This window comes from Pseudoclavibacter sp. 8L, from assembly GCF_902506465.1.
Classification (GTDB): Bacteria; Actinomycetota; Actinomycetes; order Actinomycetales; family Microbacteriaceae; genus Pseudoclavibacter.
In genome coordinates this window covers 1,583,931-1,608,975 of the sequence record NZ_LR733186.1, presented here as the reverse complement: position 1 = coordinate 1,608,975, position 25,045 = coordinate 1,583,931, and the positions used below count along the sequence as shown (strand labels likewise).

The window sequence follows — 25,045 nt, the reverse complement described above, 5'->3', positions numbered from 1 at the left end:
GCGCGGCCCTGACGCGTATGCTGGTGCAGTGAATCAGCGCATCTACGACACGCAGACGCAAGCACTCGGCGACTTCACGCCGATGGTGCCAGGCGAGGTCTCGATGTACGTCTGCGGGCCGACGGTGCAGTCAGCGCCCCACGCTGGTCACCTGCGTTCGGCGCTCGTCTACGACCAGTTCCGGTCGTGGTTCGAGGCGAGTGGCCTCCGGGTGACGCTCGTGCGCAACGTCACCGACATCGATGACAAGACTCTCGCGGGAGCGACAGCGGGCGAGCCGTGGTGGGCGCTCGCGTACCGCGTGGAACGCGAGTTCAATGCCGCCTATGCGGCGCTCGGCATTCGCTCACCCACGTACGAGCCTCGCGCGACGGGGTCCATCCCTGAGATGCAGGAGCTCATCGCGCTGCTCATCGAGCGCGGCCACGCGTATCCGGCCGCCGACGAGAGCGGCGACGTGTGGTTCGATACCGGCAGCTGGCCGAGCTACGGCGAGCTCACGCACCAGCGCCCCGAGGACATGGCCGAGGGCGAGGCGCCGAGTCGCGGCAAGCGCAGCGCCGCCGACTTCGCGCTCTGGAAGGGGCGCAAACCCGGTGAGCCGGAGTCGGCCGCCTGGGCGTCGCCCTGGGGCTCGGGTCGGCCGGGCTGGCACATCGAGTGCTCGGCGATGTCGACCAAGTACCTCGGGCCGACCTTCGACATCCACGGCGGCGGCCGTGACCTCCGCTTCCCCCACCATGAGAACGAGCTGGCGCAGTCGCGCGCCGCGGGCCTCGAGTTCGCGCGCACCTGGGTGCACAACGGCCTCGTCTCGGTGGCAGGGCAGAAGATGTCCAAGTCGATCGGCAACACGGTCTCGGCACTCGACCTCCTGTCCTCCGCTCGCCCCGTCGTGGTCCGCTACTTCCTCGGGTCGGCGCACTACCGCTCGACCATCGAGATCGGCGACACCTCGCTCGAGGAGGCGGCCGCGTCGTTCGCGCGCATCGAGTCGTTCCTCGAGCGTGCGGAGCGTGCCGGCCTCCTGGTTCCCGCAGAGACGGCAGGCGCTGGGGGACTCGACGGCCTCCCCGCTGCTTTCGTCGCCGCGATGAACGACGATTTCGCGGTCCCGCAGGCCATAGCGTCGCTGCACGAGACGGTGACCGCCGGCAACCAGGCGTTCGACACGGGCGCAGCGGATGCGGCGGCCCGAGCAGCACGCGAGGTCACCTCGATGCTCGACATCCTCGGCATCAACCCACGCGCTGAGCAGTGGAGCGGGGGAGCGGATGCGGCCGGCGACACGGCCCTCGCTGCGCTCATCGACTCGCTGCTCGTGGAGCGCAAGCAGGCCCGCGGTGCGAAGGACTTCGCCCGCGCAGATCAGATTCGAGACACGCTGGCAGCAGCCGGCGTGCAGATTGAAGACTCGCCGAACGGCAGCTTCTGGACGTTGGAGAAGGCATGAGCACGAATTCGCGCGGCAACCGCAGCAAGAAGGGCCCCACGAAGGGCACGGGCGGCAACGGCCGCAAGTCCCTCGAAGGCCGCGGCAACACGCCGCGCGCCGAGGACCGTTCCTGGCACGTGGCCGGCAAGCGCAAGGCCGCGAAGGAACGCCTGGAAGCCGCCCGAGGTGGCTCCAAGCCGCGTCCGGCGCAGCGCGAGGGCGGTGCCCCTCGCCGGGCGCGGACCGACGACAGCACGGAACTCGTGACTGGGCGCAACTCGGTGGTCGAAGCCCTGCGCGCCGGCATCCCCGCGACGACGCTCTACGTCGCCGCGCGCGGTGAGATGGATGAGCGCGTCAAGGAGATCTTCAAGATCGCCACCGAGCGCAAGATCCCGATCCTCGAGGTCATGCGTCCCGAGCTCGACCGCATGGCGGGGCGCGACGCGGTCCACCAGGGCGTCATCATCAAGGTGCCCGCGTACACGTACGCCGACCCGATGGAGGAGCTCGACCGCGCCATCCAGCGTCGCCGGAACCCGCTGTTCGTCGCGCTCGACGGCATCACGGACCCTCGCAACCTCGGCGCCATCGTGCGTTCCGTGGCGGCGTTCGGCGGCGATGGCATCATCGTGCCGCAGCGACGCTCGGTCGGCATGACGGCTTCCGCGTGGAAGACCTCTGCCGGCGCCGCAGCGCGTCTGCCCGTCTCCATGGCCTCGAACCTGACGGCGACCATCAAGGCGTACAAGAAGGCCGGCGTCTTCGTCATCGGCCTCGACGGCGACGGCGACGTCTCGCTGCCGTCGCTCGAGCTCGCGACCTCTCCGCTCCTCGTCGTCGTCGGCAGCGAGGGCAAGGGCCTCTCGAGGCTCGTCACCGAGCACTGCGACGCGATCGTCTCCATCCCGATCGACGGGGCGACGGAATCCCTCAACGCGGGCATCGCGACGAGCATCACGATGTACGAGGTCTCGAAGCTGCGGGCTGCCAAGCGCGCCGCCAAGTAGGCGCCTCACTGCGATCAGATGGGCCTCACCTGCGGGTGGGGCCCATCGTCGTATCTCGGGCCCATGTCGTGTCTCGGGCCCATGTCGTGTCTGAGGCCCATCGTCGTGGAGGTGGGTCAGCGGCACCAGGAGGTCAGGAAGCCGGTGAGACGGCGCAGCTCCTCGCCCGTGGCGATGTCGATGACGGTGGTCGTCGACTGCTTCATGCCGGGAAGCACAGCGTAGCCGTCCGGCCCCTGCGCGCCGAGGCCAGTCTCGACGGCGAGGTACTGGCCGTTGGGGGAGACGCAGATGTCGCGCAGCCACTCGCCGCTGTCGCCCGGATCGAAGAGCGTCCGCTGGCCGTCGCCGTCGGCGAACTCGACAGTGACGTCGGCGAGCCCGGCAGCCGCATCCGCGACCGCCGAGATCTGGGTTCCCTCCGGGTCGAGCACGCTCGTCTGCGTGAGGTACTGCGTCTCGCTGAGCGTCATCGGCGCTGGGGTGAGCTGCTCGGCGGTCCCCGAGCTCAGATCGAAGAGGGTGTAGCCGCCGACACCCGAGGTTACCGCGGTGGCCGTGCCGGGAACGAAGCCATGGAAGTGCTGCGCCTGGCCGATCGGCTCGGCTGGAGTGCCGGCGAGCACGTTCACGAGGTACAGCTGCTCGTCGAGGGTCTGCGCGATGAGGGCCCCCGTGCGCGGCGCGAACGCCCACGTCGAGACCATCAGCGGGGTGCCGTCCGTTCCGGCCACCTGCGTGGGCCGGAACGACGTGTCGCTCGTGTCGAAGACGAACAGCGAGCGCACCAGCTCGGTCTGCCCGTCAGCGTGCACACCGTCGATGACGAAGCCGATGAGGCCGCTCGCCGCGTCGGCGGCGAGGCTCGAGAAGCTCCCAGTCGCGTCCACGTTCAGCGGGACAGCCGGCCCGGGCTCAGCGCGAGGTGCGACGCCGACCGTGCCGAGGCCGGCGGAGTCCTGTTCGATGACCGCGACGAACGCGTCAGTGAGGGCGTACTCCTGGATGCGCGGGGCGCTGAACAGGATGCTCGGCTCACCCCCGCCGGAGACGTTCGTCTCGATGACGCGGTCCTCGAGTGTCCCGCTGGTCGAGATCGCCCCGCGAACGAGCGTCGACACCTCGAGGGGCGGGGTCGTGAACTCGGTCTCGAGGGTCGACGCGACGCCCGTCGAGGAACTCACGGCATCCGCCACCGTGAGGGTGTAGTTCGTGTCATAGGCGAGCAGCTGCTCGAACGTCACCGTGATCGTGCCGTTCTCCTCCGTGAGGCTGTAGGCGGCGGCTGGTTCGAGGACGACCTGCGCGGGGTCGATCTCGCGGAGGCGCTGGTTGGGTGTCAGCACGAGGCGGGTGCCCTGCTGCTCGACCGTGCCGATGGCGTTGACCGCCGTCGACGCGACTCGCGGGCCCTGCAGGATGTTGCCGACGGCGAGCCCAGCGGCGAGCAGGGCGAGCACGATCACCGCCAGGATGAACGTCCTCCGGAAGCGGCGTCCGCCCGAGGCGAGATCAGTAGACATAGGGATCGCTCGGCTGGTCGATCGCGGTGATGGTCGTCGGCATGAGCGCGACACGCTCGGCGCTGGACGCGCTGGGGTTCGTGACGAACGCGCCGTCGACCTCGACCCAGGAATCGACGGGGTAGGTGCCCTGCCAACCGGGCTGGTGCACGGCGACACCGACCGGGGCTGCGTCGATCGCGCAGCAGTTCACGACGAAGCGCGCCAGGATGAAGGCATCCGGTGCGTCCGGGTCCTCGGTCACGAAACCGACGAGCTTCGCGCGCTCGCCGAGCACCTGCTGCTCTCCGTCGCCCTGGCGGAGCATCGCGGCCCAGTCCTTGACGGTGAAGGAGCTGGTGTCGCGGCCCCGGAGCGTCTCGCCCTCCGAGATCGGGGAGTCCACGGTCTGCGCGTTGGCGTTGAGGGAGCGGTTCTCGACCGCTGCGGAGCTCAGCGTCACCGGCGGCGCGATGATGAGCGCAACGAACGCCGTCGCGACGACGACGAGCGTGACGGTCGTCGAGGCGATCACGGCGATGCGCTGACGTGCGCCGAGCCGCGGGCGGCGGTTGCCTCTCCGTGTGGTCGACGTGCCGAGGGCATCCGACTCATGCGAGTGGTCGTGGTCGTGGTCGTGGTCGTCGCGACCCGGCGTCACGGCGATGGCCGCGATCGCGAGGATGCCGCCGATGACGGCCATGATCGAGGTGAACACGAAGTAGCGGGGGTGGATGTAGAGCGAGAGCCCGCCCGTCATGGAGAGCCAGACCGTCGCGACGACGGTGAAGAGCGTGAGCGCGACCCCGCGCCATCTGGAGAGCAGTCGTTCAAGCAATGAGGTTCACTCCGAGTCCGAGGGTGAAGGCCGACAGCGCGACGATGAGGGTGATGCGCGCGAGGACCGCGCTCGTGTAGGTCGTGCGCATGAGCGCGAGCATCTTGACGTCGATCATGGGCCCCATCACGAGGAAGGCCACGATCCCGCCGGGCATGAACGTCCCGACGAATGACAGCGCGAAGAACGCGTCGACGTTCGCGCAGATCGAGATGACGAAGCCGAGCGTCATGAGCACGAGCACCGAGAGCACGGGATGCTCGCCGAGCGTCGTGAGGAGATCGCGCGAGACGCCGACCTGGATGGCCCCCGCGATGGCGGAGCCGATGAAGAGCGCGGGGAGCATCGTGGAGGTCTCGGCGCCGAACATCGACGCGCTCGCCCGCAAGCGGTCGCGGACGCCGGAGCGGCCCCCGTGCCCGTGCTTCGCTTCCAGCTCGCAGGTGGCGGCGAAGCTCGGCGTGAGCAGCTCCTGCGGTCTCGGGTGGCGGCTGAACAGGAAGCCGATGACGTTGGCGATGACGAAGCCGCCGATGATACGGGCCGCCAGGATCCCGTGGTCCCAGCCGAATGCCTGGTACGTCGTGACGATCGTGATGGGGTTCAGGATGGGCGCCGCGAGCAGGAACGTGATCGACTCTGCTGGGGTGAAGCCTCGGAGCACGAGGCCGCGGGCGAGGGGCACGTTGCCGCATTCGCAGACGGGCAGAGCGATGCCGAACAGGGAGATCACGGCGCGGCGGAGCCAGGGGCTCTGCGGCAGGATGCGCATCAGGAAGCCCGGCGGGAGCCAATGCTGGACGACGATCGAGAGCAGGATGCCGAGCACGATGAACGGCATGGACTCGATGACGACGCTCAAAGAGAGCGTCACGAAGTCGCTGATCGGGCCGAGGGCCGGTGCGTCGTCGAGCGAAGCCGTGAACGTCCTGATCGCGATGAGCGTGAGGATCAGGCCTGCGCCGATGGTCAGTCCGAGCACACCGCGACTTGCGGTCGTGCGCTGAGGGCGCGGTGCGCGCTGCGCAGTCGTGTGCTCGTGCATCCAGCCGAGTATAGTTCGGGCCGCTTTCGGAACACGGAGGCAACGAGGGACTCGCGCGGGGCGGTGAGGATTCTGGAGCCGACTGCGAGGTTCGAACTCGCGACATCCGCTTTACAAGAGCGGTGCTCTACCAGCTGAGCTAAGTCGGCCTGCTGCAATCGCAGCGGCACCATCATAGCCATGCGGTGCGCGAGGTGCGCACCGCATGGCCACTCGGGTGATGCTCTCCCTACTCGGAGGGCGTCTCGTCGTCCGGTGTGAAGGAGAGCGAGAGCGAGTTCATGCAGTAGCGGTCGCCCGTCGGGGTGCCGAAGCCGTCGGGGAAGACGTGCCCGAGGTGGGACCCGCAGTTCGCGCAGCGCACCTCGGTGCGCACCATGCCGAGCGAGCGGTCCTCGAGCAGCTGGACTGCGTCGGGGCGGACCGACTCGTAGAAGCTCGGCCACCCGCATCCGGAGTCGAACTTCGTTCCGGCCTTGAAGAGCTCGGAGCCGCATGCACGGCAGGTGTACAGTCCGGCGCGTCCCTCCTCAAGGAGCTCTCCCGTGTAGGCCCGCTCAGTGCCTGCCTCGCGCAGCACGTGGTACTCCTGCGGCGTGAGCTCAGCGCGCCACTCGGAATCGGGCTTGTTGACGGCGTAGGACACCGTGCCTCCTGGAGATCGACGAGACCGCTGGGAGCGGTCAGGGAGGAACGAGCATACGCGCGTTGCGTGAGTCCAGTCCGTGAGCCTTGCTCGTACACTTCCTCCATGGAACGGGACGTGGAGCTCAGCGACCTCGAGCGCGCCCTGCTGGATTTCGAAGACCTGAATCCGCGGCAGAACGCAGCGAAGGCGGCGGCGATCAGGGATCGCTTCGGCTGGTCGACGACGCAGTACTACCGAAATCTCGCTACGCTCATCGAGACACCAGCTGCGCTCGCTCATCAGCCGATGCTCGTCGGCCGCCTGCGGCGTGCGCGCGAGCGGCGGGCGGATGAGCGCCAGCTGCGGCGCGAGCAGCGCATGTCCAGCGCCTCTCCCACCTCAGGACGGATTCGGTAGACACGTGAATTACCCCAAGGATCGCTTCGACGACATCCCACCCGGCCTCGACAGGCGCGGCGCGCATCGTGCGCCCCGAACCCGTCTCGCCAAGCTCGCCTCGTGGCTCTGGGGCCTGCTGGCCGTCGTCGTCATCGTCGCCGTCGCGGCGGTCGCCATGCAGATCATCAATGGCGCCGTCTCGTTCAGCCCGTCCGCCGAGCCTGAGACCAGCGAGACGCCGGCCGAGGCTGCCCCGGTCGAGGAAGCGCCGGCCGAGGTCGTGCCGCAGCTCGACCCGAACGTCGCCGTCCGCGTGCTCAACGGCACCGAGCTGGCTGGCGTCGCCGGTGGAACGACCACCGAGCTCGCTGCCGCTGGCTGGAATGTGACGGAGACGGCGGATGCACCGACCTCCGACTACGCGACGACCACCGTCTCCTACAATGACCCCGCTCAGGAGGCTGCTGCCCTGGCGCTCGTGCAGTCGCTCGGCGGGGGCACCGCGGTGCTGGATCCGAACGTCGCTGCCGCTGGCACGATCGTGGTCATCGTCGGGCTCGACCTCGCCGGGTAGGGCAAAAGCCCCGGGCTTTCACCGGGGAATGCGCGCCTTGTGTTCCACGAATGTGAACATCTGGAAACAAAACGTCGCCAGGTGACGTGATCACGGTTTTCGGCTTCCACGCTCAACAGGTCGCGACCTAGTATCTTGCTCGAGTCCTGGGCACCATCGTTCGTCCCCCTCGCACGCATGCAGGGCTCCGCCGGCTGGTGCTGGCGAGTACTACTGAGCAATGGAGACAAACATGGCGAACGGAACCGTGAAGTGGTTCAACGCTGACAAGGGCTACGGCTTCATCACTGTGGACGCGCTCGACGGCGCTGCTGCACAGGATGTGTTCGTGCACTACAAGGCCATCGAGATGCAGGGCTACCGCGTTCTCGAAGAGGGACAGAAGGTCGAATTCGAGATCGGGGCCGGCGACAAGGGCCCCCAGGCGGAGTCCGTCCGCGCACTCTGATCCTCGACGACAAGCGGCGTCGACCCCCTCTGGGGGTCGGCGTCGTTTTCCGTGCCAGGCGCGGGATCTCCCGTCCTCGTTCGCCCGCAGCGAGAAGGCGTCGGGGCGGCTTGCACTCGACAGGGCCGAGTGCCAATATGGACTTGCACTCGCCTCGTTCGAGTGCCAACCACGAACCTCACGAACCACGTCCGGAAAGGACGCAGTACACATATGTCGAAGATCATTGCTTTTGACGAAGAGGCCCGTCGCGGGCTTGAGCGTGGACTGAACACGCTCGCCGACGCGGTGAAGGTCACGCTCGGCCCACGCGGCCGCAATGTCGTGCTCGAGAAGAAGTGGGGCGCGCCCACGATCACGAACGACGGCGTGTCCATCGCCAAGGAGATCGAGCTGGACGACCCGTTCGAGAAGATCGGTGCCGAGCTCGTCAAGGAGGTCGCGAAGAAGACCGACGACGTCGCCGGTGACGGCACGACGACGGCCACCGTCCTCGCTCAGGCGCTCGTCCGCGAGGGCCTCCGCAACGTCGCAGCAGGAGCAGACCCGATCTCGCTCAAGCGCGGCATCGAGAAGGCTGTCGAGGCCGTCGTCGCCGAGCTGCTCGCATCCGCCAAGGAGGTCGAGACCAAGGAGCAGATCGCTGCCACCGCATCGATCTCGGCTGCTGACGCCCAGATCGGCGAGATCATCGCCGAGGCGATCGACAAGGTCGGCAAGGAAGGCGTCGTCACCGTCGAGGAGTCGAACACGTTCGGCACCACGCTCGAGCTGACCGAGGGCATGCGCTTCGACAAGGGCTACCTCTCGCAGTACTTCGTGACCGACCCCGAGCGCCAGGAAGCCGTCTTCGAGGACGCCTACATCCTGATCGTCAACGGCAAGATCTCCAACATCAAGGACCTCCTTCCTGTTGTCGACAAGGTCATCCAGGCCGGCAAGCAGCTCCTCATCATCGCCGAGGACGTCGAGGGCGAAGCTCTCGCGACGCTCATCGTCAACAAGGTCCGCGGCATCTTCAAGTCGGTTGCCGTCAAGGCTCCCGGCTTCGGCGACCGCCGCAAGGCCCAGCTGCAGGACATCGCCATCCTCACCGGTGGACAGGTCATCAGCGAGGAAGTCGGCCTCAAGCTCGAGAACACGACGCTCGACCTCCTCGGCACGGCCCGCAAGGTCGTCGTGACGAAGGACGAGACGACGATCGTCGAGGGCGCTGGCTCGCCCGAGCAGATCGCCGGCCGCGTTGCACAGATCCGCGCCGAGATCGAGAACAGCGACAGCGACTACGACCGCGAGAAGCTCCAGGAGCGCCTCGCGAAGCTCGCCGGTGGCGTCGCCGTCATCAAGGCCGGAGCTGCGACCGAGGTCGAGCTCAAGGAGCGCAAGCACCGCATCGAGGACGCAGTCCGCAACGCGAAGGCTGCCGTCGAAGAGGGCATCGTCGCCGGTGGTGGCGTCGCCCTCATCCAGGCTGGCGCACGCGTTCTCGACAAGCTCGAGCTCAAGGGCGACGAAGCGACCGGCGTCAACATCGTCAAGGTCGGCATCCTCGCACCGCTCAAGCAGATCGCGACGAACGCTGGCCTCGAGCCCGGCGTCGTCGCCGAGAAGGTCGCTGGACTCGAAGACGGCTGGGGCCTCAACGCCGCAACCGGCGAGTACGTCAACCTCATCGAGGCTGGAGTGCTCGACCCGGTGAAGGTCACGCGCTCCGCGCTGCTCAACGCAGCTTCGATCGCTGGTCTCTTCCTCACGACCGAGGTCGTCGTCGCCGACAAGCCCGAGAAGGCTGGCGCACCGGCGATGGACCCGGGCGCTGGAATGGACTTCTAAGCACCACGCGCACGACAACAGGCGGGCGGCTCCTCACGGAGCCGCCCGCTTCGTCGTTTCCGCCTCGCTCCTCGTCGAGATCGGTCGAGCTACAGGCCAGGCCAGGCCAGGCCGCCGAGAGCAGTGCCGGTCAGACGCTGAAGAGCCGTCGAACGTCGCCTTCCACGGTGCCGTAGCTGGCGCTTGCGCTGCCCAGGGCGCTATTGATGGCAGAGATGCTCGACTCCACCTGAGCCTGCGTCGAGCGCCACTGCTGCACCAGACCCTGGAAGGCTGCTGCGGCTTCCCCGCTCCACGATCCCTCGAGTGCGGTCAGGTTGCCGAGCAGCGCGGCGACCTCTGCCTGCACTCGTCCGATCGACGACTGCGTGTTCGTGACGGCGAGCTGCAGCTGCTCGCTGTCGACCATGTAGACGGCCATGGGTGTTCCCCCTTCTCCGGCCGCCGGGTGGTTCCGGCGGCACCTCGCGAGAAGGCTAAGAGAGGGAACAGCGAGCGAGGGATCAGGTGTTCGGGGCTGTGGAGAGCGGGCTATCCACAGGTGCTGAGATGAGCAGCGGGAACTTGAGGCGGAACGTCGCCCCGCCTCCGGGAGTCTCGAGCACGTCGACCTCGCCATCGTGCGCCTTCATGATCGCCGAGACGATCGAGAGGCCGAGCCCGGAACCGCCGGTCTCGCGTGCGCGGGAGGTGTCCGCGCGCCAGAACCGTTCGAAGATCTTCTGCCGGATCTGCGGGGGGATGCCCTCACCGTGGTCGATGATATCGACGATGGCGAGCTGGTTCGGCAGGTCCACCGTCACTCCGACTTCGAGGGGAGAGCCCTCCGGCGTGTACCGCATGGCGTTGCCGAGCAGGTTGGAGATCGCCTGCCGGACCTTGTCCTCGTTCGCGTGCACCATGGCGGGCACGTCCCCCAGGTCTTCGTCGGAGCCGGCGGACTCGATCTCACTCGGCTCGGAGCCCTTGCGTCTGATGGGGAAGCCTCGCAGCGCTGGACGCGGTAGCGGGCGCCGTCGCCACAGCGCGCGCTTAGCGGCCGCACCTTCCGGAGCGCTGGCCGGTTCCTCGGTCGAGACGGCGTCCTCATCGACCGCGACAGGAAGCTCACCGGTCGTCTCGGATCCGAGGGGCTCCGCGTCGTCGCGGGGCTCCTGGATGATGTTCACGGGTAGGGCCCGCACAACGCGGTCCTTGGCGGTTGCGTGGGCGTCCATCGCCGCGTCCTCGGCAATCGGCTCGAGGTCGATGACGTCCTTGACGAGCTCACGCGTCTCGTCGAGTCGAGCGAGCTGCAGGAGGTCCTCGACGAGGCCCCCCATGCGGAGCGCCTCCTTCTCGATCCGCTCCATCGCCTGGCCGACCTTCTCGGGATCGTTGAGCGCGCCCATGCGGTAGAGCTCGGCGTATCCGCGGACCGTGACGAGCGGCGTGCGAAGCTCGTGGCTCGCGTCGCCGACGAAACGGCGCATCTGCGCGATGGTGCGGGTCCGCTCGTCGAAGGCGTGATCGATGCGGACGAGCATGGTGTTGAGCGACCGAGAGAGGCGCCCCACCTCGGTGTTCGGGGTGCCTGCGGGCAGGCGCTGGGAGTAGTCGCCAGACGCGAACTGCATGGCCGTGGCCTCGACCTGCCTCAGGGGGAGCAGCGTCGCGGAGACGAGCACTCTCGTGAGGGCCGCGCCGAAGATGACGACTGTCAGCCCGAAGCCGAAGAAGATGGCGAGGAAGTTCACCATCGTCGCGTTGACGCTCGTCAGCGGGGCCGCGATGAGCAGCGTGCCCCGCACCTGATCGGCGGCGTATTCTCCCTCTGGCACGGTGATGGTTCGCCAGGTCGCCCCGAGTGGGTCCTCCATGTCGAACAGGCTCTGGCTGCCGCGGACCGCGGCATCTGCTGGCACCTCGGGCGCGATCGCCTGCGGCCGCTGCCACTGTCCCCAGTTGTCGACGACGACCTTGCCGTCCGCATCGAGGACGGCCACGTAGATCGTGGACGGCGCGATGCGGATCGCGTCGTAGGTGATGAGCCTTGACGAGGGGTCGGCGGCGAGGAACTGGGTCGGGTCACTCGCGTACACGCTCAACTGCGAGTCGGTCTGCGAGACGAGCGTCGGCCGCAGCAGCAGCGTCGTGCCGATTCCGGCGACGACGATGCCGAACGTCAGCAGGGTGATGTTGACGATCGTCAGCTTGTTGCGGAGCGAGAGCCGATCCCAGCGCCATGCCCTGAACGGCACCGCCTACTTCCCCTCGTGGTCAGGCTTGGTCACCTCTGCTATGCCTTGGCCCCGGAGACCTTCAGCATGTAGCCGAAGCCGCGCTTGGTCTGGATGAGCGGCTCCTCGGTGAACTGGTCGAGCTTGCGGCGCAGGTAGGAGATGTAGGACTCGACGATGCCGGCGTCGCCGTTGAAGTCGTACTCCCAGACGTGGTCGAGGATCTGCGCCTTTGAGAGCACCCGATTGGGGTTGAGCATGAGGTAGCGCAGCAGCTTGAACTCGGTGGGGGAGAGCTCGATCGGCTCGTCGCCGATGAACACCTCGTGGGTGTCCTGATCCATCGTGAGCTCGCCCGTGCGGATGACCGCCTCCTCCTCGGCCTGCATGGTGCGGCGGAGGATGGCCTTGATGCGGGCGACGATCTCGTCGAGGCTGAACGGCTTGGTGACGTAGTCGTCGCCACCCGCGTTGAGGCCCTCGATCTTGTCGTCGGTGTCGTCCTTGGCGGTGAGGAACAGGATGGGGCTCGTGTAGCCAGATGCGCGGAGGCGCTTCGTGACGCCGAAGCCGTTCATGTCGGGGAGCATGACGTCCAGGACGATGAGGTCGGGCTCCTCCTCGATGACAGCGGAGATCGCGGCGGCGCCGTTGCCGACGGCACGCACCATGAACCCTGCGAAGCGCAGGCTGGTCGACAGGAGTTCGCGGATGTTTGGCTCGTCGTCAACAACGAGAATCTTGGGGCCATCAGTCATGGACTAAGTATCTTGACGCCGTCTGAGTGAAGTCTGACGGCGCGCGGTGTCGCGGCAGCGCGGATGCGCTAATCTTCTGGGTCGTCCTCACGCGGGTCCGGGCCCGCGCGGTGCGCTACTGTGCCGACATGGACGACTCCGCAGCCCCGAGGTACACCCATGGCCACCACGCGAGCGTGCTCCGCTCGCACGGGCGGCGCACGGCCGAGAACTCCGCCGGCTACCTCCTCCCGGAGCTGCGAGCGGGCATGCACGTGCTAGATGTCGGCTGCGGGCCGGGCTCGATCACCCTGGATCTCGCCCGGCGGGTCGGCACCGCCGGCCGCGTGGTCGGCATCGAGGTCGTAGATGAGCCCCTCGAGGTGGCTCGTGCCTCCGCACTCGAGGCGGGGGACACGCAGTCGGAGTTCCTGCTCGGCGATGTCTACGCGCTCGACTTCGCCGATGGCGAGTTCGACGTGGTGCACGCACATCAGGTGCTGCAGCACCTCTCCGACCCGGTCGCGGCGCTGCGGGAGATGCGCCGCGTGACGAAGCCGGGTGGACTGGTCGCGGTGCGCGACGTCGACTACGGAACGTGCGTGTGGTCGCCGCAGCTTCCGGAACTCGACCACTGGCTCGCCGTGTACGACAAGGTCGCGCGCTCGAACGACGGGGAGCCCAACGCGGGCAGGATCCTGCGGCGCTGGGCACGCTCGGCGGGGCTGGAGGATGTTCGTCTCTCGGCGAGTGCTTGGATCTTCACGACACCGGAGGAGCGCGCCTGGTGGGGGTCGACGTGGGCGGAACGCGCCACGAGGTCGCGGTTCGCCGAGGATGCGCGGGCACGGGGGATCGCGTCGTCAGGCGACCTTCAGCGCATCGCCGATGCCTGGTCGGAGTGGGCGGACGACGAGGACGCCGAGTTCGTCATGACGCACGTGGAGCTCCTCGCCCGCGTGTGACCTCCGGTCGCGGTTCGCGGCCGAGCGCGTCGACGATCGGGCACTCGGCCGTCGGGTCGAGGCACGGAGCGGCGAGGAGCCCGACGATGGCGGCGCGCGTCCGGTCCAGGTCGCGGATGCGGCTGTCGATCTCGAGGAGCTTGTCGTTCGCGGCGCGCTGCACGGCTTCCGGCTGGGCGGTCCCCGCCCGTGCATCCGCCGAGAGCAGCACGAAGTCGGTGAGCTCTCGGAGCGTGAACCCGAGTTCCTGGCCACGGCGCAGGAAGCGCAGACGGGTGAGTGCCCGGTCGTCGTAGTCGCGGTAGCCACCCGGCGTGCGGGGCGGGCTGTCGAGCACCCCACGCCGCTCGTAGAAGCGGACGGTGGAGACCTTGACGTCTGCCCGCTCGGCGAGCTCAGCGATGCGCATCTGAGGAGACTACGGGCTGGGCCGCAGCTGCCGGAGCCGGACGTGGTCGCGCTCGGACGAGGACGGCTGCCTGTGCGACGCCCCAGGCGATTTCGAGAGCCAGCATGACCACGATGAGCGGGCTCGCGCCCTGGGCCAGCGCCGTGATCATCGCGAGCGAGAACAGCACTCGTGCGAGCGTGTCCGCAGCTCCCGCCGCGAGGGACGGACGGAAGATCCGGAAGAGCGCCCACGCCGTCACGACGCTGCCCATCAGGTTCACGAACATCATGGTCGAAGAAGAGCTCGCGGAGGGGAGCTCGCCGCTGAGTCCGAGCTCGGCGTGCAGGGCCTGCAGCCCGACGAAGATCAGGGACGCGGTCGGTAGGAAGGCGAACCCGATCGTGACGATGAGGTCGTAGATGGCGGACAGGCGGATGAGGCCGTGCGCCTGGGCGAGTCGGCTGTGCTTCGTGTGTTGCATGACGCCAGCGTGGACCCTGCACCGTGGTGCAGAGTCAAGCCGGAGAACTGCCGGAGTCGAGCTAGGCCGGTTCGAGGATCGCGTCGGCGTCGAGGATCTCGTAGGAGTACCCCTGCTCCGCGAGGAAGCGCTGCCGGTTCTGCGCGAAGTCCTGGTCGACGGTCTCTCGCGAGACGAGCGTGTAGAACGACGCGGTCACGCCGCTCGAGCTCGGGCGCAGCAGCCGGCCGAGGCGCTGCGCCTCTTCCTGCCGTGAACCGTACGAGCCGGAGATCTGCACGGCGACGGACGCATCCGGCAGATCGACCGAGAAGTTGGCGACCTTCGAGACGACGAGCACCTTCTCCCGCCCCTCCCTGAACGCCTGGAAGAGCTCTTCGCGCTCCGCGACGGGCGTCTGGCCCGTGAGCTTCGGCACTCCGAGCTCTTCGGCGATGCTGTCGATCTGATCGAGGTACTGGGCGATGACGAGGATGTTCTCGCCTCGATGCTTGCGGATGAGGGCCTTGACGAGCTCGTGCTTCGCCGGCGCCGTCGCGGCGATGCGGTAGCGCTCGTCGTCGCTCGCGGCCGCGTACTCCATGCGCGTCTCGTACGGCAGGTCGACCCGGACTTCGTAGCACTTGGCGGGCGAGATGTACCCCTGCGCCTCGATGTCCTTCCACGGAGCGTCGAAGCGCTTGGGGCCGATGAGGCTGAAGACGTCACCCTCGCGGCCATCTTCTCGCACGAGGGTCGCCGTGAGGCCCAGCCGTCGTCGGGCTTGCAGCTCAGCCGTCAGCTTGAAGACGGGGGCGGGCAGCAGATGCACCTCGTCGTAGACGATGAGGCCCCAGTCGAGGGCGTCGAGCAGCGAGAGGTGCGTGTAGACGCCCTTCCGGCGCGCGGTGAGGATCTGGTAGGTCGCGATCGTGACGGGCTTGATCTCCTTGACCTCGCCCGAGTACTCGCCGATCTCGTCTTCCGTGAGCGTGGTGCGGCGGAGCAGCTCGTCGCGCCACTGCCGTGCGGATACGGTGTTCGTGACGAGGATGAGCGTGCTCGTCGACGCGGTCGCCATGGCACCGGCGCCCACGAGCGTCTTGCCAGCGCCGCAGGGGAGCACGACGACCCCGGACCCGCCCTTGAAGAAGTGGTCGACGGCCGACCGCTGGTAATCGCGCAGCTGCCATTCGGACTCGTCGAGCTCGATGGCATGCGGCGTGCCCGGCGTGTACCCCGCGAGGTCCTCCGCGGGCCAGCCGAGCTTCACGAGCTGCTGCTTGAGCTCACCTCTGGCCCAGGCCTGCACGCGGAATCCGGACTCGCCGGTCGGCCCCTCGAGGAGCGGTGCGACGTGCTTGGCCCTGGAGATCTGGAGGAGCACGGCCGGGTCGTCGCTCGAGACGACCAGCTCGCCCTCCTCATCACGGGAGATCACGAGCTTGCCGTAGCGGGCGACGGTCTCGCGGATCTCACCGGAGACGGAGGCGGGGACGGGGAACTTCGCGAAGCGCTCGAGGACGTCGAGCATCTCGTCCGCCTCGTGGCCGGCCGCGCGGGCGTTCCAGAGACCGAGCCGCGTGATGCGATACGTGTGGATGTGCTCCGGTGCTCGCTCGAGTTCGGCGAAGACCGCCAACGCGTGGCGTGCGGCGTCGGCGTCGGGATGCGCCACTTCGAGCAGGACAGTTCTGTCGCTCTGTACGATCAACGGTCCAAGTGCCATAGCGGTCAATCATACCCGCCAGGTCCTGCGCGTCAGCGGTGTCGGCGACTTCTCGCAGCGCTAGTGGTCTTCCGGCGCCTCGGAGAGCTGCACCTCGAGGATCGCGCGGATCGGGAGGGTCCGTTCGACGTCGGCCGCGAGGTCCCTCGCTCGGAGGCGACCCGCCGCGACGCTCATCGGCACGAGGCGCAGCGTGGTCTCCTTGCCGCCTCCCAGGTCGACGCGCACCGTGACCTCACTCTTCGCGCGTCGAGCTACCTCGAGCTGACGCTGCACCCACGTCTGCGCGTCGTCTCCCGCGTCCAGGCGTGTGGCCTCGTCGTGGAGGGCGTCCGCGAACCTCAGCGCGGCCTCGCTCGGACGCTGGTCTCGTGCCGGGGCGGTCTCCCGGGGGCGGAGCGGCACGAGCTGGCCCGTTGCGTTCTCTGCGCTTGCCGGGTAGCGCGCGTCGAGCAGCATGAGCACGACCGTGTCGCGCGATGCAGAGGAGACGAGCGCGCCTTCTCCGGACTGGCGAAGCCCGAGCGGCGCGACGGCTGCGTCGACCCTCAGCGCATCCATGAGTGCCGGGTCCTGACTCGTCACGATGGTGCCGGGGCGGACGGGGTGCTCGCGAACTCGCACCCGGCCGTGCCGGTTCGAGGCCTCGCGGAGCAGGTACTCGACGGGCTGGGGGATGCCGGTGAGCGAGAGCCGAGTGAGCGTGGCCTTGATCTCGTCGATCGAGAGTCCGGTGCCGAGCGCGTGCGTGACCGACGCCTCGGAGAGCCGGTAGCTCGAGGCCAGGCCGCGTCGCTCGAGGGATGCGACCGACTGTAGTTCCTGCTCGTCGGCGGGGGCGAGCGGGCCAGGCGCGATGATCGAGAGATCGGGCTGGAGGTAGACGCCGGGGACCTCGTCTGGCAGGGAGGCTTCGAGGAGGTCAGCCGCGCCGTCGAGGTCATCCTGCGCGAGCAGGAGGCCGAGCTGGCTGAGCTGGCCCTCGACGGTGATTCCGAGCAGCTCTGTCTGCGGCGTCGCGTGCGACTTCGCGTCAACGAGCAGGCCCGTCCTGTCTGCGACGCGGAGCTCCGCGAGCCAGCAGTCGGCGAGCTGGCGCCACCGCGATAGCGGGGCGCTGAGGCGGAACACGCGCCCGAGCGAGGTGGGGCGCATGGCGTCGGAGACCGGGCTGCAGAGGCCGAGGTCCAGCATCCACTCGAAGAGGGGCGACAGCACCGCCTGCTCGGTGTGCAGCTCTGCCGCGATGCGACGGACCGTCGTCGCGCCCAGCTGGAGTCCGCCTCGTCCGTCGCGGTAGGCGCGTGGGGCGAGGTCGAGGGAGGCGATCGCGTCGGCCGCGAGCTGCGCGGCGCTGTGGGCGCGCTCGGTGGCCTGGGGGAGCGGTGCGAGGCTCGACGCATCGAACTCGGCGGCGTCGGGTGACGCTGCGAGGAGCTCGGACAATGCGGTCGCGGTGGTCGAGAGAAGCTCGGGCGCCTCCCGCGTTCCGACAGCGAGGCCGCGCAGCCGAGCCGTCTGCAGCGCCTGCGGTGAACCTGCGGCGAGGCGCGAGGCGTCTCGCCAGCCGAGCCGCGCGACGGCTTCGCTCAGGGCGCTCTCTTCTGCGAGCGCCTCGGCGATGTCCATGGCGCCGCTCGAGCCGCGCATCGACAGCCTGCGCCAGGCGGCGAGGCTGGCGAGGTCGGTGCGATCCAGGCTGCGGAGGAGTTGGAGGATCCGCAGCGCGCTCGGGGAGGCGTCTATCAGCTCTCGGACCTGCCCCGCGAGCGTCGGTTCGCGACGACGCGCCAGATGATGAGCGACAGGATGAGGAGGAACGCGACGGGGAAGCCGATGTAGGTGACGAACAGCAGCGTCGGCCAGATCGGGTTGCTCGCGTCGACCTCGATGCCGAGGAGTGGCGTCGCGAGCAGCACGAGCAGCGCGATGAAGGAGATCGCCGCGATGCCGAGGGACATGAAAGCGAGGATGCGTTCGCCCTTCGCGATGGGGGCGCCGTTGGAAGAGGTCACCGAACCAGACTAATCGACATGCGCGCCACCGTAGACTGGTTCGGATCAGCCGCACGCCGCGGCCGACCAGGGGAAGCGAAGTTCGCCGCCCCGCCTGTGAAAGTTCGATCTGGTGCTTCGTGCGCCGAACAAGGAGATGGCCATGCCCACCGGCAAGGTGAAGTTCTACGACGAGGACAAGGGATTCGGCTTCATTGCGGCCGACGACGGTCAGGAGATCTTCCTGCACGCGACAGCGCTGCCAGCAGGAACCTCGTCGGTGCGCCCGGGAACGAAGCTCGAGTTCGGCATCGCCGACGGACGACGCGGTGCGCAGGCGCTGTCGGTCCGCGTCCTCGAGGCCCCGCCCAGCGTCGCGCGCATCCAGCGCAAGTCGCCTGATGACATGGCAGTCATCATCGAGGACCTCGTGAAGCTGCTCGACTCCGTTGGCGGCGCGATGCGTCGCGGTCGCTACCCCGAGAAGCCGCAGGGCGCGAAGATCGCAGCGATGCTCCGTCGCGTCGCGGACGACCTGGACGCCTGATGACGAACGAGGCCGTGCTTGCAGCCCCGCTCGGGGTCGCCCTTGATGCCGTCGAGCTCGAGTCTTCGCGGAGGCTGGCCTGGTCGGCTCTGCTGGACGTGACGCCGGCCTCCGAGCTCGGCGAGCTCGTCGCCGTCGTCCCCGAGGAGGACGAGGGCGTCTACACGCTCCAGTACACGACCCGTCTGCCTGGCTACCCGGACTGGCGATGGAATGTCTCCCTCGTCCGCCTTGTCGACCAGGCGGAGCCGACGGTCCTCGAGGCCGAGCTGCTGCCCGGCGACGGGGCCCTGCTGGCACCTTCGTGGGTGCCGTGGTCCGATCGGCTCGCCGATTACGAAGCGGCGCAGCTGCTCGAGGCCGGCGAGGTCGTTGACGTCGACGGCGAGAACGCAGAGGCCGCGGGCGCGGAGGCTGCGCCCAAGTCGAGCAAGCGCATCCGGCGCACGCGGACACGACGTCGCATCGGCGCAGACGGTGCGACCGAGGCCGAGTCGTCCGCAGACGGCTCTGCGGACGACGAGTCGGCTCAGGTGCCCGCGAGTGAGCACGTCGCAGCAGGTGCTGGCTCAGAGCCTGCCGCCGACGAAGCTGCGGAAGCCGAGAAGCCCAAGAAGAAGAAGCGCAAGAAGGAGAAGTCGGCCAAGAAGTCGAAGCCCGACGCCGAGACCGACGGCACTCCGAGCGACACGGCTGTCGGCGAAGCATCCGTCGACGTGACTGAAACGGAGACGCCGCCCGCCGAGAAGCCCAAGCGGTCGCGCCGCAAGCGCGTCGACCAGGCGAAGCCTGACGCCGTCGCGGAGGAGACGACTCCGGACGCACACGGCGACGCCGATGACGAGGCAGCCCCGAAGAAGCCCGAGCGTCGGAAGCGCAAGAAGGCGGGCAAGGCCGTCGACGGCGAATCCGCTGCCGACGATGCCTCGGGCCAGGAGCCCAAGGCGGGCGCGGTCGGGAGCGACGACGTTGCTCCGGAGCCGAGCGCGCCGAAGGCAAAGCGGGCCGCCAAGACACCTGCCGCGCTCGCGGACGACGTGCAGCCAGAGAAGAGCAGCTCACGCGGCAAGCGCCGCCGGGTTGTCGTGGTCCCTCGCAGCGAGGACGAGCTCCCAGCGCAGGAGGCCGCCGAGTTCGGTGAGGCCGCCGATATCCGCGAGTTCGCCGACGACATGGACGACGTCTTCGACGGGGTCGACTTCGAGCCCGACTCCGAGGTGTCGGCGCCGGAAGGCGACGCTCAGAGCTAATCCGTCGGATGTCCGGTGGCCGAGGGCCGAGTTGTGGTCGTCATAGCCCACCGGAAGCGTCCACAAGTCAGCTCTCGGCTCGCGCGGAAACCCGGCACGCTGGATCGCGAAGCAAGACAAGCAAGACACGCAAAGCACGCAAGACAGACGAGAGGAGCGTCACCAGCAGCTGCTGGTGACGCTCCTCTCGTCTGCGCTTCGATCGGGGTGGGGTGCCCGCTGGGATCAGCCCAGGTGCTCGACGACGTAGTCGATCGCGCCCGTGAGGCGGCGCACGTCATCCGGGTCGACCGACGTGAACGTCGCGACCCGCAGCTGGTTGCGGCCGAGCTTCCGGTACGGCTCGGTGTCGACGATGGCGTTGGCGCGCAGCGCTGCCGCGACGGCAGCTGCATCCACCTTCTCGTCGAAGTCGATCGTCGTGACCACCTGCGAGCGCTCTGCTGGGTTCGCGACGAACGGAGTCGCGTACTCGGAGGCCTCCGCCCAGTCGTAGATGATGCCGGAGGAGGTCCGGGTGCGGTTGTCTGCCCAGGCGATTCCGCCGTTGCCGTTGATCCAGTCGAGCTGCGCCTCGAGGAGGAGCAGCGTCGAGATGGCTGGCGTGTTGAGCGTCTGGTTCTTGCGCGAGTTCTCGACGACGTGGCTGAGCTTCAGGAAGTCGGGGATGTACCGCTCTGAGGCGGCGATGCGCTCGATCCGCTCGATCGCAGCCGGGGATGCGATCGCGAGCCAGAGGCCACCGTCGGCGCCGAAGTTCTTCTGCGGGGCGAAGTAGTACACGTCGGTCTCGCTGATGTCGATGTCGACGCCGCCCGCGGCACTGGTCGCGTCGATGACCGTCAGGGCGCCCTCATCGCCGTGGACGCGACGGATGGGGGCCATGGCTCCCGTCGAGGTCTCGTTGTGCGGCCACGCGTACACATCGATGCCGGCGACTGCCTCCGGTGAGGCGATCGTGCCCGGCTCGGCGGAGCGCACGTCCGGGGCCGTGAGCCACGGGGCAGCTGCTGCCTTGGCGAACTTCCCGCCGAACTCGCCGAAGGTCAGGTTCTGCGCCCGCTCCGAGATGAGGCCGAAGGCCGCGGAATCCCAGAATGCCGTGGACCCGCCGTTGCCGAGCAGCACCTCGTAGCCGTCGGGGAGACGGTAGAGCGAGGAGAGGCCCGCGCGCACGCGGCCCACGAGGTCCTTGACGGGTGCTTGGCGGTGGGAGGTGCCGAGGATGCTGGTGGCTCCTGCGACGAGATGGTCGATCTGCGCGGGCCGTACAACCGACGGGCCGCAGCCGAATCGGCCGTCGAGCGGAATGAACTCTGTCGGGATGCGAATGTCAGGCATGCTGCAAGCCTATGCGCGCAAGCGGGCTCGCTCGCCGCTAGGCTTGGCGGACCAATGCAACGGAGGGTGGCGGGGCGTGACCAATCTGGTGGACACCACGGAGATGTATCTCCGCACCATTCTCGACCTCGAGGAAGAGGGCATCACCCCGCTTCGAGCTCGCATCTCTGAGCGGCTCGGCCACTCGGGTCCCACGGTGTCGCAGACGATCGCGCGCATGGAGCGCGACGGACTCGTCTCGGTCGCAGGTGACCGCAGGCTCGTGCTCACGACCGACGGGCGCGCCAAGGCGACGCGCGTGCTGCGCAAGCACCGCATCGCCGAAGGCCTCCTTGCCAACGTCATCGGTCTCGACCTCGCCCAGGTGCACGAAGAGGCCTGCCGCTGGGAGCACGTCATGAGCGACGAGGCTGAACAGCGGATCTTCGAGATGCTCGGCCGCCCCAGCGAATCGCCGTACGGCACGCCGATCCCGGGACTCGTCGAGTTCGGCGCCGAGCCTGCCGAGGAGTTCCTCGCCGGCGTCGTGAGCGTCTCGGCGCTCCTCGAGGAGTCTGCGCGCGGAGCCACCTCCACGGAGCCCGTGCTCGCGAAGGTGCGTCGCCTCGGCGAGCCCGTCCAGTCCGACCTCCAGACGCTCACGCTCCTCCGCGAGGCTGGTGTGCTTCCTGGCACCGAGGTCACCCTGCAGCGCCGCGGCGCGTGGATCGGCCTGCTGCCTGCTTCTGGCGGCATCGGCGTCGAGGTGTCGCTCGAAACCGCCGAGCACGTGTACGTGGATGCGATCCTGAGCCCCGAAGGTGCGCTAGGCTGAGATCTGGTCACGGCCAGCTGAAGATCTCCTCCGCATTCTGCGGGCCTTCAAGCGCCTGACTTTCCCGGAAACTCAGGGTTCGTTACCTCGGCGTTAGGGTTCTGACACCGAAGCGTGACAATTCACAGCTTTTCCACTAGTGTTGTCCGAGTCATGAGCTATGCAGTCTGCATAGCTGGCAGGCCGAGGCGCCGTATCCCGCTCCTCGACCTAGCTCCCCCTGGTAACAGGCAAGAGCGGGATCGGCTCCCAGGAGTCAGGCGCTGGAGGAACGACTTGGAAAACTTGACGAACGCCACGGCACCGCTGACGCGACGCCAGGCTCGTGAGATCGAGCGCCGCACGGGCCAGCGCCCAGTGGCGACTGTCGGTGTCGCGGGTGTGTCCGCGCCGGTGATCGAGGCTTCGGTCGCAGAGATCAACTCGGCATCCGTGCCGACGCCCTCTGCGTCAGCATCCTTCGTGCACGACACCGCGCACATCCAGCGCAACGAGCTCGGCGCACTTGTGTCGGTGCTCCCCACGACCACTGCGCTCCCGCAGGTCGCCGGCGATGAAGCCGTCGAGCAGCTCGCAGAGGTCATCGACATCCCCGAGGCGTTCACGGGCCGCTCCGTGAGCATCCGCGCTGCGAAGCCGGCGTCGCTCGTCGCTCGTCAGCGTCGCCGCACGGCTGGTGGCTTCGCCGCTGCAGCAACCGTCGCGGCCATCGCCACGGCGGGCGTCGTCGTGCCGGCGGCAGTCGCCGATGGTAACAACGCCAGCCAGGCGCAGGCCAACCTCCTCGCCGCCACCACGGTCGAGACCGAGGCGCCGGCGGCTGAGGCCGACGCAACCGCTGAGGCTCCGGCAGAAGAAGTTGTCGAGCAGGCCTCCGTCGACCTCGTCGCCGCTCCAGAGGTTGCGGTCGACCGCACCGAGACCAGCGTCGTGACCCTCTCGAGCGACCAGGTCGCCGAGGTCGTCGCAACGCCTGAGCCCACGGCAACAGCAGACTCGAGCGCCTCCACGGGCGGCACGACGTCGACCGGCGGCAGCACCTCGGGCAAGACCAACACCGCATCGACCGGCGGACAGAGCGTCGACTCGTCGAGCGTCTCCGCCGCGGCCATGAGCTACGTCGGCAGCTACTTCGGCTCGTGCGACCTGCTCACCCAGGCCGCCTACGCAGCAGTTGGCATCTCGCTGCCGCGTGGCGTCTCCGCTCAGGCGGCAATGGGCACGCCCACCTCCAACCCGCAGCCCGGCGACCTCGTCGTCTGGCCGGGCGAGCACATCGGCATCTACGCCGGCAACGGCATGGTCATCGATGACCCGGGCTACGGCGGACGCTCCGTGCAGTACCGCTCGATCTCGTGGGGCAGCCCCTACTACGTGTCGCTCCGCTAAGGAACGAACCACCTCGACAAACGCGCTCAGCTTCGGCTGGGCGCGTTTCGTCGTTACTCCGGCGTGACCGCTCATGCATCCATTTGTGATCTGACCGTGACAATTCCGTGACCTTTGTGTAGGCTCGGACGCGTCGAGGATGCCGGTTCCAACGGTGTTCGAAAGCACCGAGGAGAAGTCTTGAGCACATCGAGCACGCCGCGTACGGACAGCACCACCGTGCTGACCCGCCGCGAAGCCCGCGCGATCGAGCGGCAGACCGGAGTCCGTCCCGTCGTCACGTCGGCCGTGGCCGGGGTCTCTGCCCCCGTCATCGAGGCCTCCGTCGCCGAGATCGCCTCCGCCGCCTCCACTCCTGCCGTCGCCTCTGCGCCCTCGGTGCATGACACGGCTCGCATCGAGCGAAACGGCCAAGGCGCCCTCGTCTCGGTCCTGCCGTTCTCGCAGCTCGCGGCCGACGCGACCTCGGAGTCGCAGGGGCTCATCGAGCACTCTGAGCCCGCCGCCGTCACGGACATCTCCGAGGCCTTCACCGGGCGCTCCGTAAGCATCCGCGCCGCAAAGCCGGCCGCCCTCGTCGCGCGGACCCGCCGTCGCACCGCCGCCAGCTTCGCCGCTGCGGCAACCGTCGCTGCGGCCGCGACTGCCGGGATGGTCGTCCCAGCGGCCGTCGCAGACGGGCAGAGCGAGGTGCAGTCCCAGGCCAACCTGGTTGCAGCCACGTCGCCAGACGCTGCCGCGACGGCACCCACATCAGACCCAGTGCCAGCTGCCGAGGAAGCCGCCGTGGAAGAAGTGGCCCTCGTCGCTGCACCTGAGGTTGCCGTCGACCGCACGGACTCCACGGTCGTCTCGATCTCCAGCGATGATCTCGCTGCCGTCGCCGAGACGCCGACGCCAACTCCGACGCCAGAGGAGACCCAGGCTCCTGCGGAGTCGAGCTCGTCGACCTCGAGCAACACGTCCTCCGGTGGCAGCACGAGCAGCCAGACGTCCTCGTCCTCGTCTTCGGGGTCCGCGGCACCGAGTGCTGGGTCCGGCAATGTCGACACCTCGAGCCTCATCGCGGCGGCGCACAGCTACGTCGGGTCCTACTTCCCGGCCTGCACCGACCTCACCAAGGCGGTCTACGCGACGCAGGGCATCTCGCTCTCGGGGTCCGTCAGCAACCAGATCGCTGGCGCACGCCAGACCTCGAACCCGCAGCCGGGTGACCTCGTCGTGCAGCCAGGCGCGCACATCGGCATCTACGCCGGCGACGGCATGGTCATCGACTCTCCCGGGTACGGCGGCAAGGTCGTCCAGTACCGCTCCATCTGGTGGGGCAACCCGGTGTACTACACCTTCAACTAGGCATCTCGAGCTCCGGCTCCTTCTGACCTGCAACGCCGCGCGCAGCTTCTGCTGCGCGCGGCGTTCTGTCGTTGTGATCAAAATGTGATGATTTGCGACCTGACTGTGACCTGAGCGTGACATTTTCGTTATAAACGGTTACGC

Annotated in this window: 25 protein-coding genes and 1 tRNA gene; 12 read left to right on the top strand and 14 right to left on the bottom strand. The window is 68.3% G+C overall.

Translation table 11 applies throughout. From position 1 onward, the window contains the following. Positions 1–28 precede the first annotated feature (28 nt). Positions 29–1,453, top strand: coding sequence for a cysteine--tRNA ligase (gene cysS / locus GV007_RS14295; protein ID WP_160073594.1), 1,425 nt, complete (start codon positions 29–31; stop codon positions 1,451–1,453). Then, positions 1,450–2,445 carry a 23S rRNA (guanosine(2251)-2'-O)-methyltransferase RlmB gene (gene rlmB / locus GV007_RS14290; RefSeq protein WP_104241924.1) on the top strand — a complete coding sequence of 332 codons (996 nt, stop codon included), beginning with the start codon at positions 1,450–1,452 and terminating at the stop codon, positions 2,443–2,445. The genes cysS and rlmB overlap by 4 nt, the downstream gene beginning before the upstream one ends. A 116-nt stretch (positions 2,446–2,561) precedes the next feature. Here the strand turns inward: rlmB and GV007_RS14285 are convergent, their stop codons facing one another. The 5 genes from GV007_RS14285 to msrB form a co-directional block, all read right to left on the bottom strand. Continuing rightward, on the bottom strand, positions 2,562–3,968 hold the full coding sequence (locus GV007_RS14285) for a hypothetical protein (RefSeq protein ID WP_160073592.1): 1,407 nt from the start codon (positions 3,966–3,968) through the stop codon (positions 2,562–2,564). Further along, positions 3,958–4,785, bottom strand: coding sequence for a TIGR03943 family putative permease subunit (locus GV007_RS14280; RefSeq protein ID WP_160073590.1), 828 nt, complete (start codon positions 4,783–4,785; stop codon positions 3,958–3,960). Before GV007_RS14280 ends, GV007_RS14285 begins: the two co-directional genes overlap by 11 nt. Next, the gene (locus GV007_RS14275; RefSeq protein WP_104241918.1) at positions 4,778–5,830 is read right to left on the bottom strand and encodes a permease; all 1,053 of its coding nucleotides are present in this window, start codon (positions 5,828–5,830) and stop codon (positions 4,778–4,780) included. Before GV007_RS14275 ends, GV007_RS14280 begins: the two co-directional genes overlap by 8 nt. A gap of 73 nt (positions 5,831–5,903) precedes the next feature. After that, positions 5,904–5,979 (bottom strand) — tRNA-Thr (locus tag GV007_RS14270). 80 nt (positions 5,980–6,059) lie between these two features. Then, positions 6,060–6,476 carry a peptide-methionine (R)-S-oxide reductase MsrB gene (gene msrB / locus GV007_RS14265; protein ID WP_104241916.1) on the bottom strand — a complete coding sequence of 139 codons (417 nt, stop codon included), beginning with the start codon at positions 6,474–6,476 and terminating at the stop codon, positions 6,060–6,062. Positions 6,477–6,581: 105 nt separating this feature from the next. On the opposite strand from msrB, the gene GV007_RS14260 reads away from it, so the two are divergent. The 4 genes from GV007_RS14260 (at position 6,582) to groL (ending at position 9,712) form a co-directional block, all read left to right on the top strand. Further along, on the top strand, positions 6,582–6,875 hold the full coding sequence (locus GV007_RS14260; RefSeq protein WP_160073588.1) for a DUF3263 domain-containing protein: 294 nt from the start codon (positions 6,582–6,584) through the stop codon (positions 6,873–6,875). 4 nt (positions 6,876–6,879) lie between these two features. Then, on the top strand, positions 6,880–7,431 hold the full coding sequence (locus GV007_RS14255) for a LytR C-terminal domain-containing protein (RefSeq protein ID WP_160073586.1): 552 nt from the start codon (positions 6,880–6,882) through the stop codon (positions 7,429–7,431). 232 nt (positions 7,432–7,663) lie between these two features. Further along, the gene (locus tag GV007_RS14250; RefSeq protein WP_068479823.1) at positions 7,664–7,879 is read left to right on the top strand and encodes a cold-shock protein; all 216 of its coding nucleotides are present in this window, start codon (positions 7,664–7,666) and stop codon (positions 7,877–7,879) included. A 213-nt stretch (positions 7,880–8,092) separates the two neighbouring features. Continuing rightward, the gene (gene groL, locus GV007_RS14245) at positions 8,093–9,712 is read left to right on the top strand and encodes a chaperonin GroEL (protein ID WP_068479821.1); all 1,620 of its coding nucleotides are present in this window, start codon (positions 8,093–8,095) and stop codon (positions 9,710–9,712) included. Between the two features lie 130 nt (positions 9,713–9,842). Here groL and GV007_RS14240 read toward each other — a convergent pair whose 3' ends face one another. The 3 genes from GV007_RS14240 to GV007_RS14230 all read right to left on the bottom strand — a co-directional run bounded on the left by GV007_RS14240 (position 9,843) and on the right by GV007_RS14230 (position 12,689). After that, positions 9,843–10,133 (bottom strand): WXG100 family type VII secretion target, encoded by a 291-nt coding sequence (locus GV007_RS14240; protein WP_104299345.1) that lies wholly within the window; start codon positions 10,131–10,133, stop codon positions 9,843–9,845. Positions 10,134–10,215: 82 nt separating this feature from the next. Further along, positions 10,216–11,952: a sensor histidine kinase gene (locus GV007_RS14235; RefSeq protein ID WP_160073584.1), complete on the bottom strand. Its 1,737-nt coding sequence runs from the start codon at positions 11,950–11,952 to the stop codon at positions 10,216–10,218. Positions 11,953–11,990: 38 nt separating this feature from the next. Beyond that, the gene (locus tag GV007_RS14230; protein WP_068479813.1) at positions 11,991–12,689 is read right to left on the bottom strand and encodes a response regulator transcription factor; all 699 of its coding nucleotides are present in this window, start codon (positions 12,687–12,689) and stop codon (positions 11,991–11,993) included. A 128-nt stretch (positions 12,690–12,817) separates the two neighbouring features. Here GV007_RS14230 and GV007_RS14225 point away from each other — a divergent pair, with 128 nt between their 5' ends. Further along, positions 12,818–13,633: a methyltransferase domain-containing protein gene (locus GV007_RS14225; protein ID WP_160073582.1), complete on the top strand. Its 816-nt coding sequence runs from the start codon at positions 12,818–12,820 to the stop codon at positions 13,631–13,633. On the opposite strand, the gene GV007_RS14220 is transcribed toward GV007_RS14225, so the two are convergent. The 5 genes from GV007_RS14220 to GV007_RS14200 form a co-directional block, all read right to left on the bottom strand. Continuing rightward, the gene (locus GV007_RS14220; RefSeq protein ID WP_160073580.1) at positions 13,599–14,042 is read right to left on the bottom strand and encodes a MerR family transcriptional regulator; all 444 of its coding nucleotides are present in this window, start codon (positions 14,040–14,042) and stop codon (positions 13,599–13,601) included. The two genes, GV007_RS14225 and GV007_RS14220, sit on opposite strands and share 35 nt — an antisense overlap. Further along, positions 14,029–14,505, bottom strand: a complete 477-nt coding sequence (locus GV007_RS14215) for a hypothetical protein (RefSeq protein WP_160073578.1) — start codon at positions 14,503–14,505, stop codon at positions 14,029–14,031. The genes GV007_RS14220 and GV007_RS14215 overlap by 14 nt, the downstream gene beginning before the upstream one ends. A 61-nt stretch (positions 14,506–14,566) precedes the next feature. Further along, the gene (locus GV007_RS14210) at positions 14,567–16,213 is read right to left on the bottom strand and encodes a DNA repair helicase XPB (protein WP_160073576.1); all 1,647 of its coding nucleotides are present in this window, start codon (positions 16,211–16,213) and stop codon (positions 14,567–14,569) included. 60 nt (positions 16,214–16,273) lie between these two features. Continuing rightward, complete coding sequence (locus GV007_RS14205) at positions 16,274–17,863, bottom strand: helicase-associated domain-containing protein (RefSeq protein WP_160073574.1); 1,590 nt, start codon at positions 17,861–17,863, stop codon at positions 16,274–16,276. A gap of 95 nt (positions 17,864–17,958) precedes the next feature. Beyond that, the gene (locus tag GV007_RS14200; protein ID WP_104241898.1) at positions 17,959–18,228 is read right to left on the bottom strand and encodes a hypothetical protein; all 270 of its coding nucleotides are present in this window, start codon (positions 18,226–18,228) and stop codon (positions 17,959–17,961) included. Positions 18,229–18,370: 142 nt separating this feature from the next. On the opposite strand from GV007_RS14200, the gene GV007_RS14195 reads away from it, so the two are divergent. Together GV007_RS14195 and GV007_RS14190 are read left to right on the top strand one after the other, a co-directional pair. Continuing rightward, positions 18,371–18,754, top strand: a complete 384-nt coding sequence (locus GV007_RS14195) for a cold-shock protein (RefSeq protein WP_104241897.1) — start codon at positions 18,371–18,373, stop codon at positions 18,752–18,754. Continuing rightward, positions 18,754–20,004, top strand: coding sequence for a DUF3027 domain-containing protein (locus tag GV007_RS14190; RefSeq protein WP_160073572.1), 1,251 nt, complete (start codon positions 18,754–18,756; stop codon positions 20,002–20,004). The genes GV007_RS14195 and GV007_RS14190 overlap by 1 nt, the downstream gene beginning before the upstream one ends. Positions 20,005–20,229: 225 nt before the next feature. Here GV007_RS14190 and serC read toward each other — a convergent pair whose 3' ends face one another. Next, positions 20,230–21,345 (bottom strand): phosphoserine transaminase, encoded by a 1,116-nt coding sequence (serC, locus tag GV007_RS14185; protein WP_160073570.1) that lies wholly within the window; start codon positions 21,343–21,345, stop codon positions 20,230–20,232. Between the two features lie 76 nt (positions 21,346–21,421). Between serC and GV007_RS14180 the strand changes: the two genes are divergently transcribed. From GV007_RS14180 to GV007_RS14170, 3 genes are all read left to right on the top strand, one after another. Beyond that, the gene (locus GV007_RS14180; protein WP_104241893.1) at positions 21,422–22,159 is read left to right on the top strand and encodes a metal-dependent transcriptional regulator; all 738 of its coding nucleotides are present in this window, start codon (positions 21,422–21,424) and stop codon (positions 22,157–22,159) included. A 276-nt stretch (positions 22,160–22,435) separates the two neighbouring features. Further along, on the top strand, positions 22,436–23,548 hold the full coding sequence (locus GV007_RS19270) for a C40 family peptidase (RefSeq protein WP_228503333.1): 1,113 nt from the start codon (positions 22,436–22,438) through the stop codon (positions 23,546–23,548). Between the two features lie 180 nt (positions 23,549–23,728). Next, positions 23,729–24,901 carry an NlpC/P60 family protein gene (locus GV007_RS14170; protein WP_160073568.1) on the top strand — a complete coding sequence of 391 codons (1,173 nt, stop codon included), beginning with the start codon at positions 23,729–23,731 and terminating at the stop codon, positions 24,899–24,901. Positions 24,902–25,045 lie beyond the last annotated feature (144 nt).

What these genes read in the sequence shown, in the direction of transcription:
- GV007_RS14215 (WP_160073578.1), bottom strand. Translation starts at nt 14,505, where the DNA reads ATGCAACACACGAAGCACAGCCGACTCGCCCAGGCGCACGGCCTCATC.
- GV007_RS14250 (WP_068479823.1), top strand. Translation starts at nt 7,664, where the DNA reads ATGGCGAACGGAACCGTGAAGTGGTTCAACGCTGACAAGGGCTACGGC.
- GV007_RS14240 (WP_104299345.1), bottom strand. Translation starts at nt 10,133, where the DNA reads ATGGCCGTCTACATGGTCGACAGCGAGCAGCTGCAGCTCGCCGTCACG.
- GV007_RS14230 (WP_068479813.1), bottom strand. Translation starts at nt 12,689, where the DNA reads ATGACTGATGGCCCCAAGATTCTCGTTGTTGACGACGAGCCAAACATC.
- GV007_RS14205 (WP_160073574.1), bottom strand. Translation starts at nt 17,863, where the DNA reads ATGCGCGGCTCGAGCGGCGCCATGGACATCGCCGAGGCGCTCGCAGAA.
- GV007_RS14220 (WP_160073580.1), bottom strand. Translation starts at nt 14,042, where the DNA reads ATGCGCATCGCTGAGCTCGCCGAGCGGGCAGACGTCAAGGTCTCCACC.
- GV007_RS14190 (WP_160073572.1), top strand. Translation starts at nt 18,754, where the DNA reads ATGACGAACGAGGCCGTGCTTGCAGCCCCGCTCGGGGTCGCCCTTGAT.
- rlmB (WP_104241924.1), top strand. Translation starts at nt 1,450, where the DNA reads ATGAGCACGAATTCGCGCGGCAACCGCAGCAAGAAGGGCCCCACGAAG.
- GV007_RS14210 (WP_160073576.1), bottom strand. Translation starts at nt 16,213, where the DNA reads ATGGCACTTGGACCGTTGATCGTACAGAGCGACAGAACTGTCCTGCTC.
- GV007_RS14225 (WP_160073582.1), top strand. Translation starts at nt 12,818, where the DNA reads ATGGACGACTCCGCAGCCCCGAGGTACACCCATGGCCACCACGCGAGC.
- GV007_RS14285 (WP_160073592.1), bottom strand. Translation starts at nt 3,968, where the DNA reads ATGTCTACTGATCTCGCCTCGGGCGGACGCCGCTTCCGGAGGACGTTC.
- serC (WP_160073570.1), bottom strand. Translation starts at nt 21,345, where the DNA reads ATGCCTGACATTCGCATCCCGACAGAGTTCATTCCGCTCGACGGCCGA.
- GV007_RS14260 (WP_160073588.1), top strand. Translation starts at nt 6,582, where the DNA reads ATGGAACGGGACGTGGAGCTCAGCGACCTCGAGCGCGCCCTGCTGGAT.
- GV007_RS14195 (WP_104241897.1), top strand. Translation starts at nt 18,371, where the DNA reads ATGCCCACCGGCAAGGTGAAGTTCTACGACGAGGACAAGGGATTCGGC.
- GV007_RS14275 (WP_104241918.1), bottom strand. Translation starts at nt 5,830, where the DNA reads ATGCACGAGCACACGACTGCGCAGCGCGCACCGCGCCCTCAGCGCACG.
- groL (WP_068479821.1), top strand. Translation starts at nt 8,093, where the DNA reads ATGTCGAAGATCATTGCTTTTGACGAAGAGGCCCGTCGCGGGCTTGAG.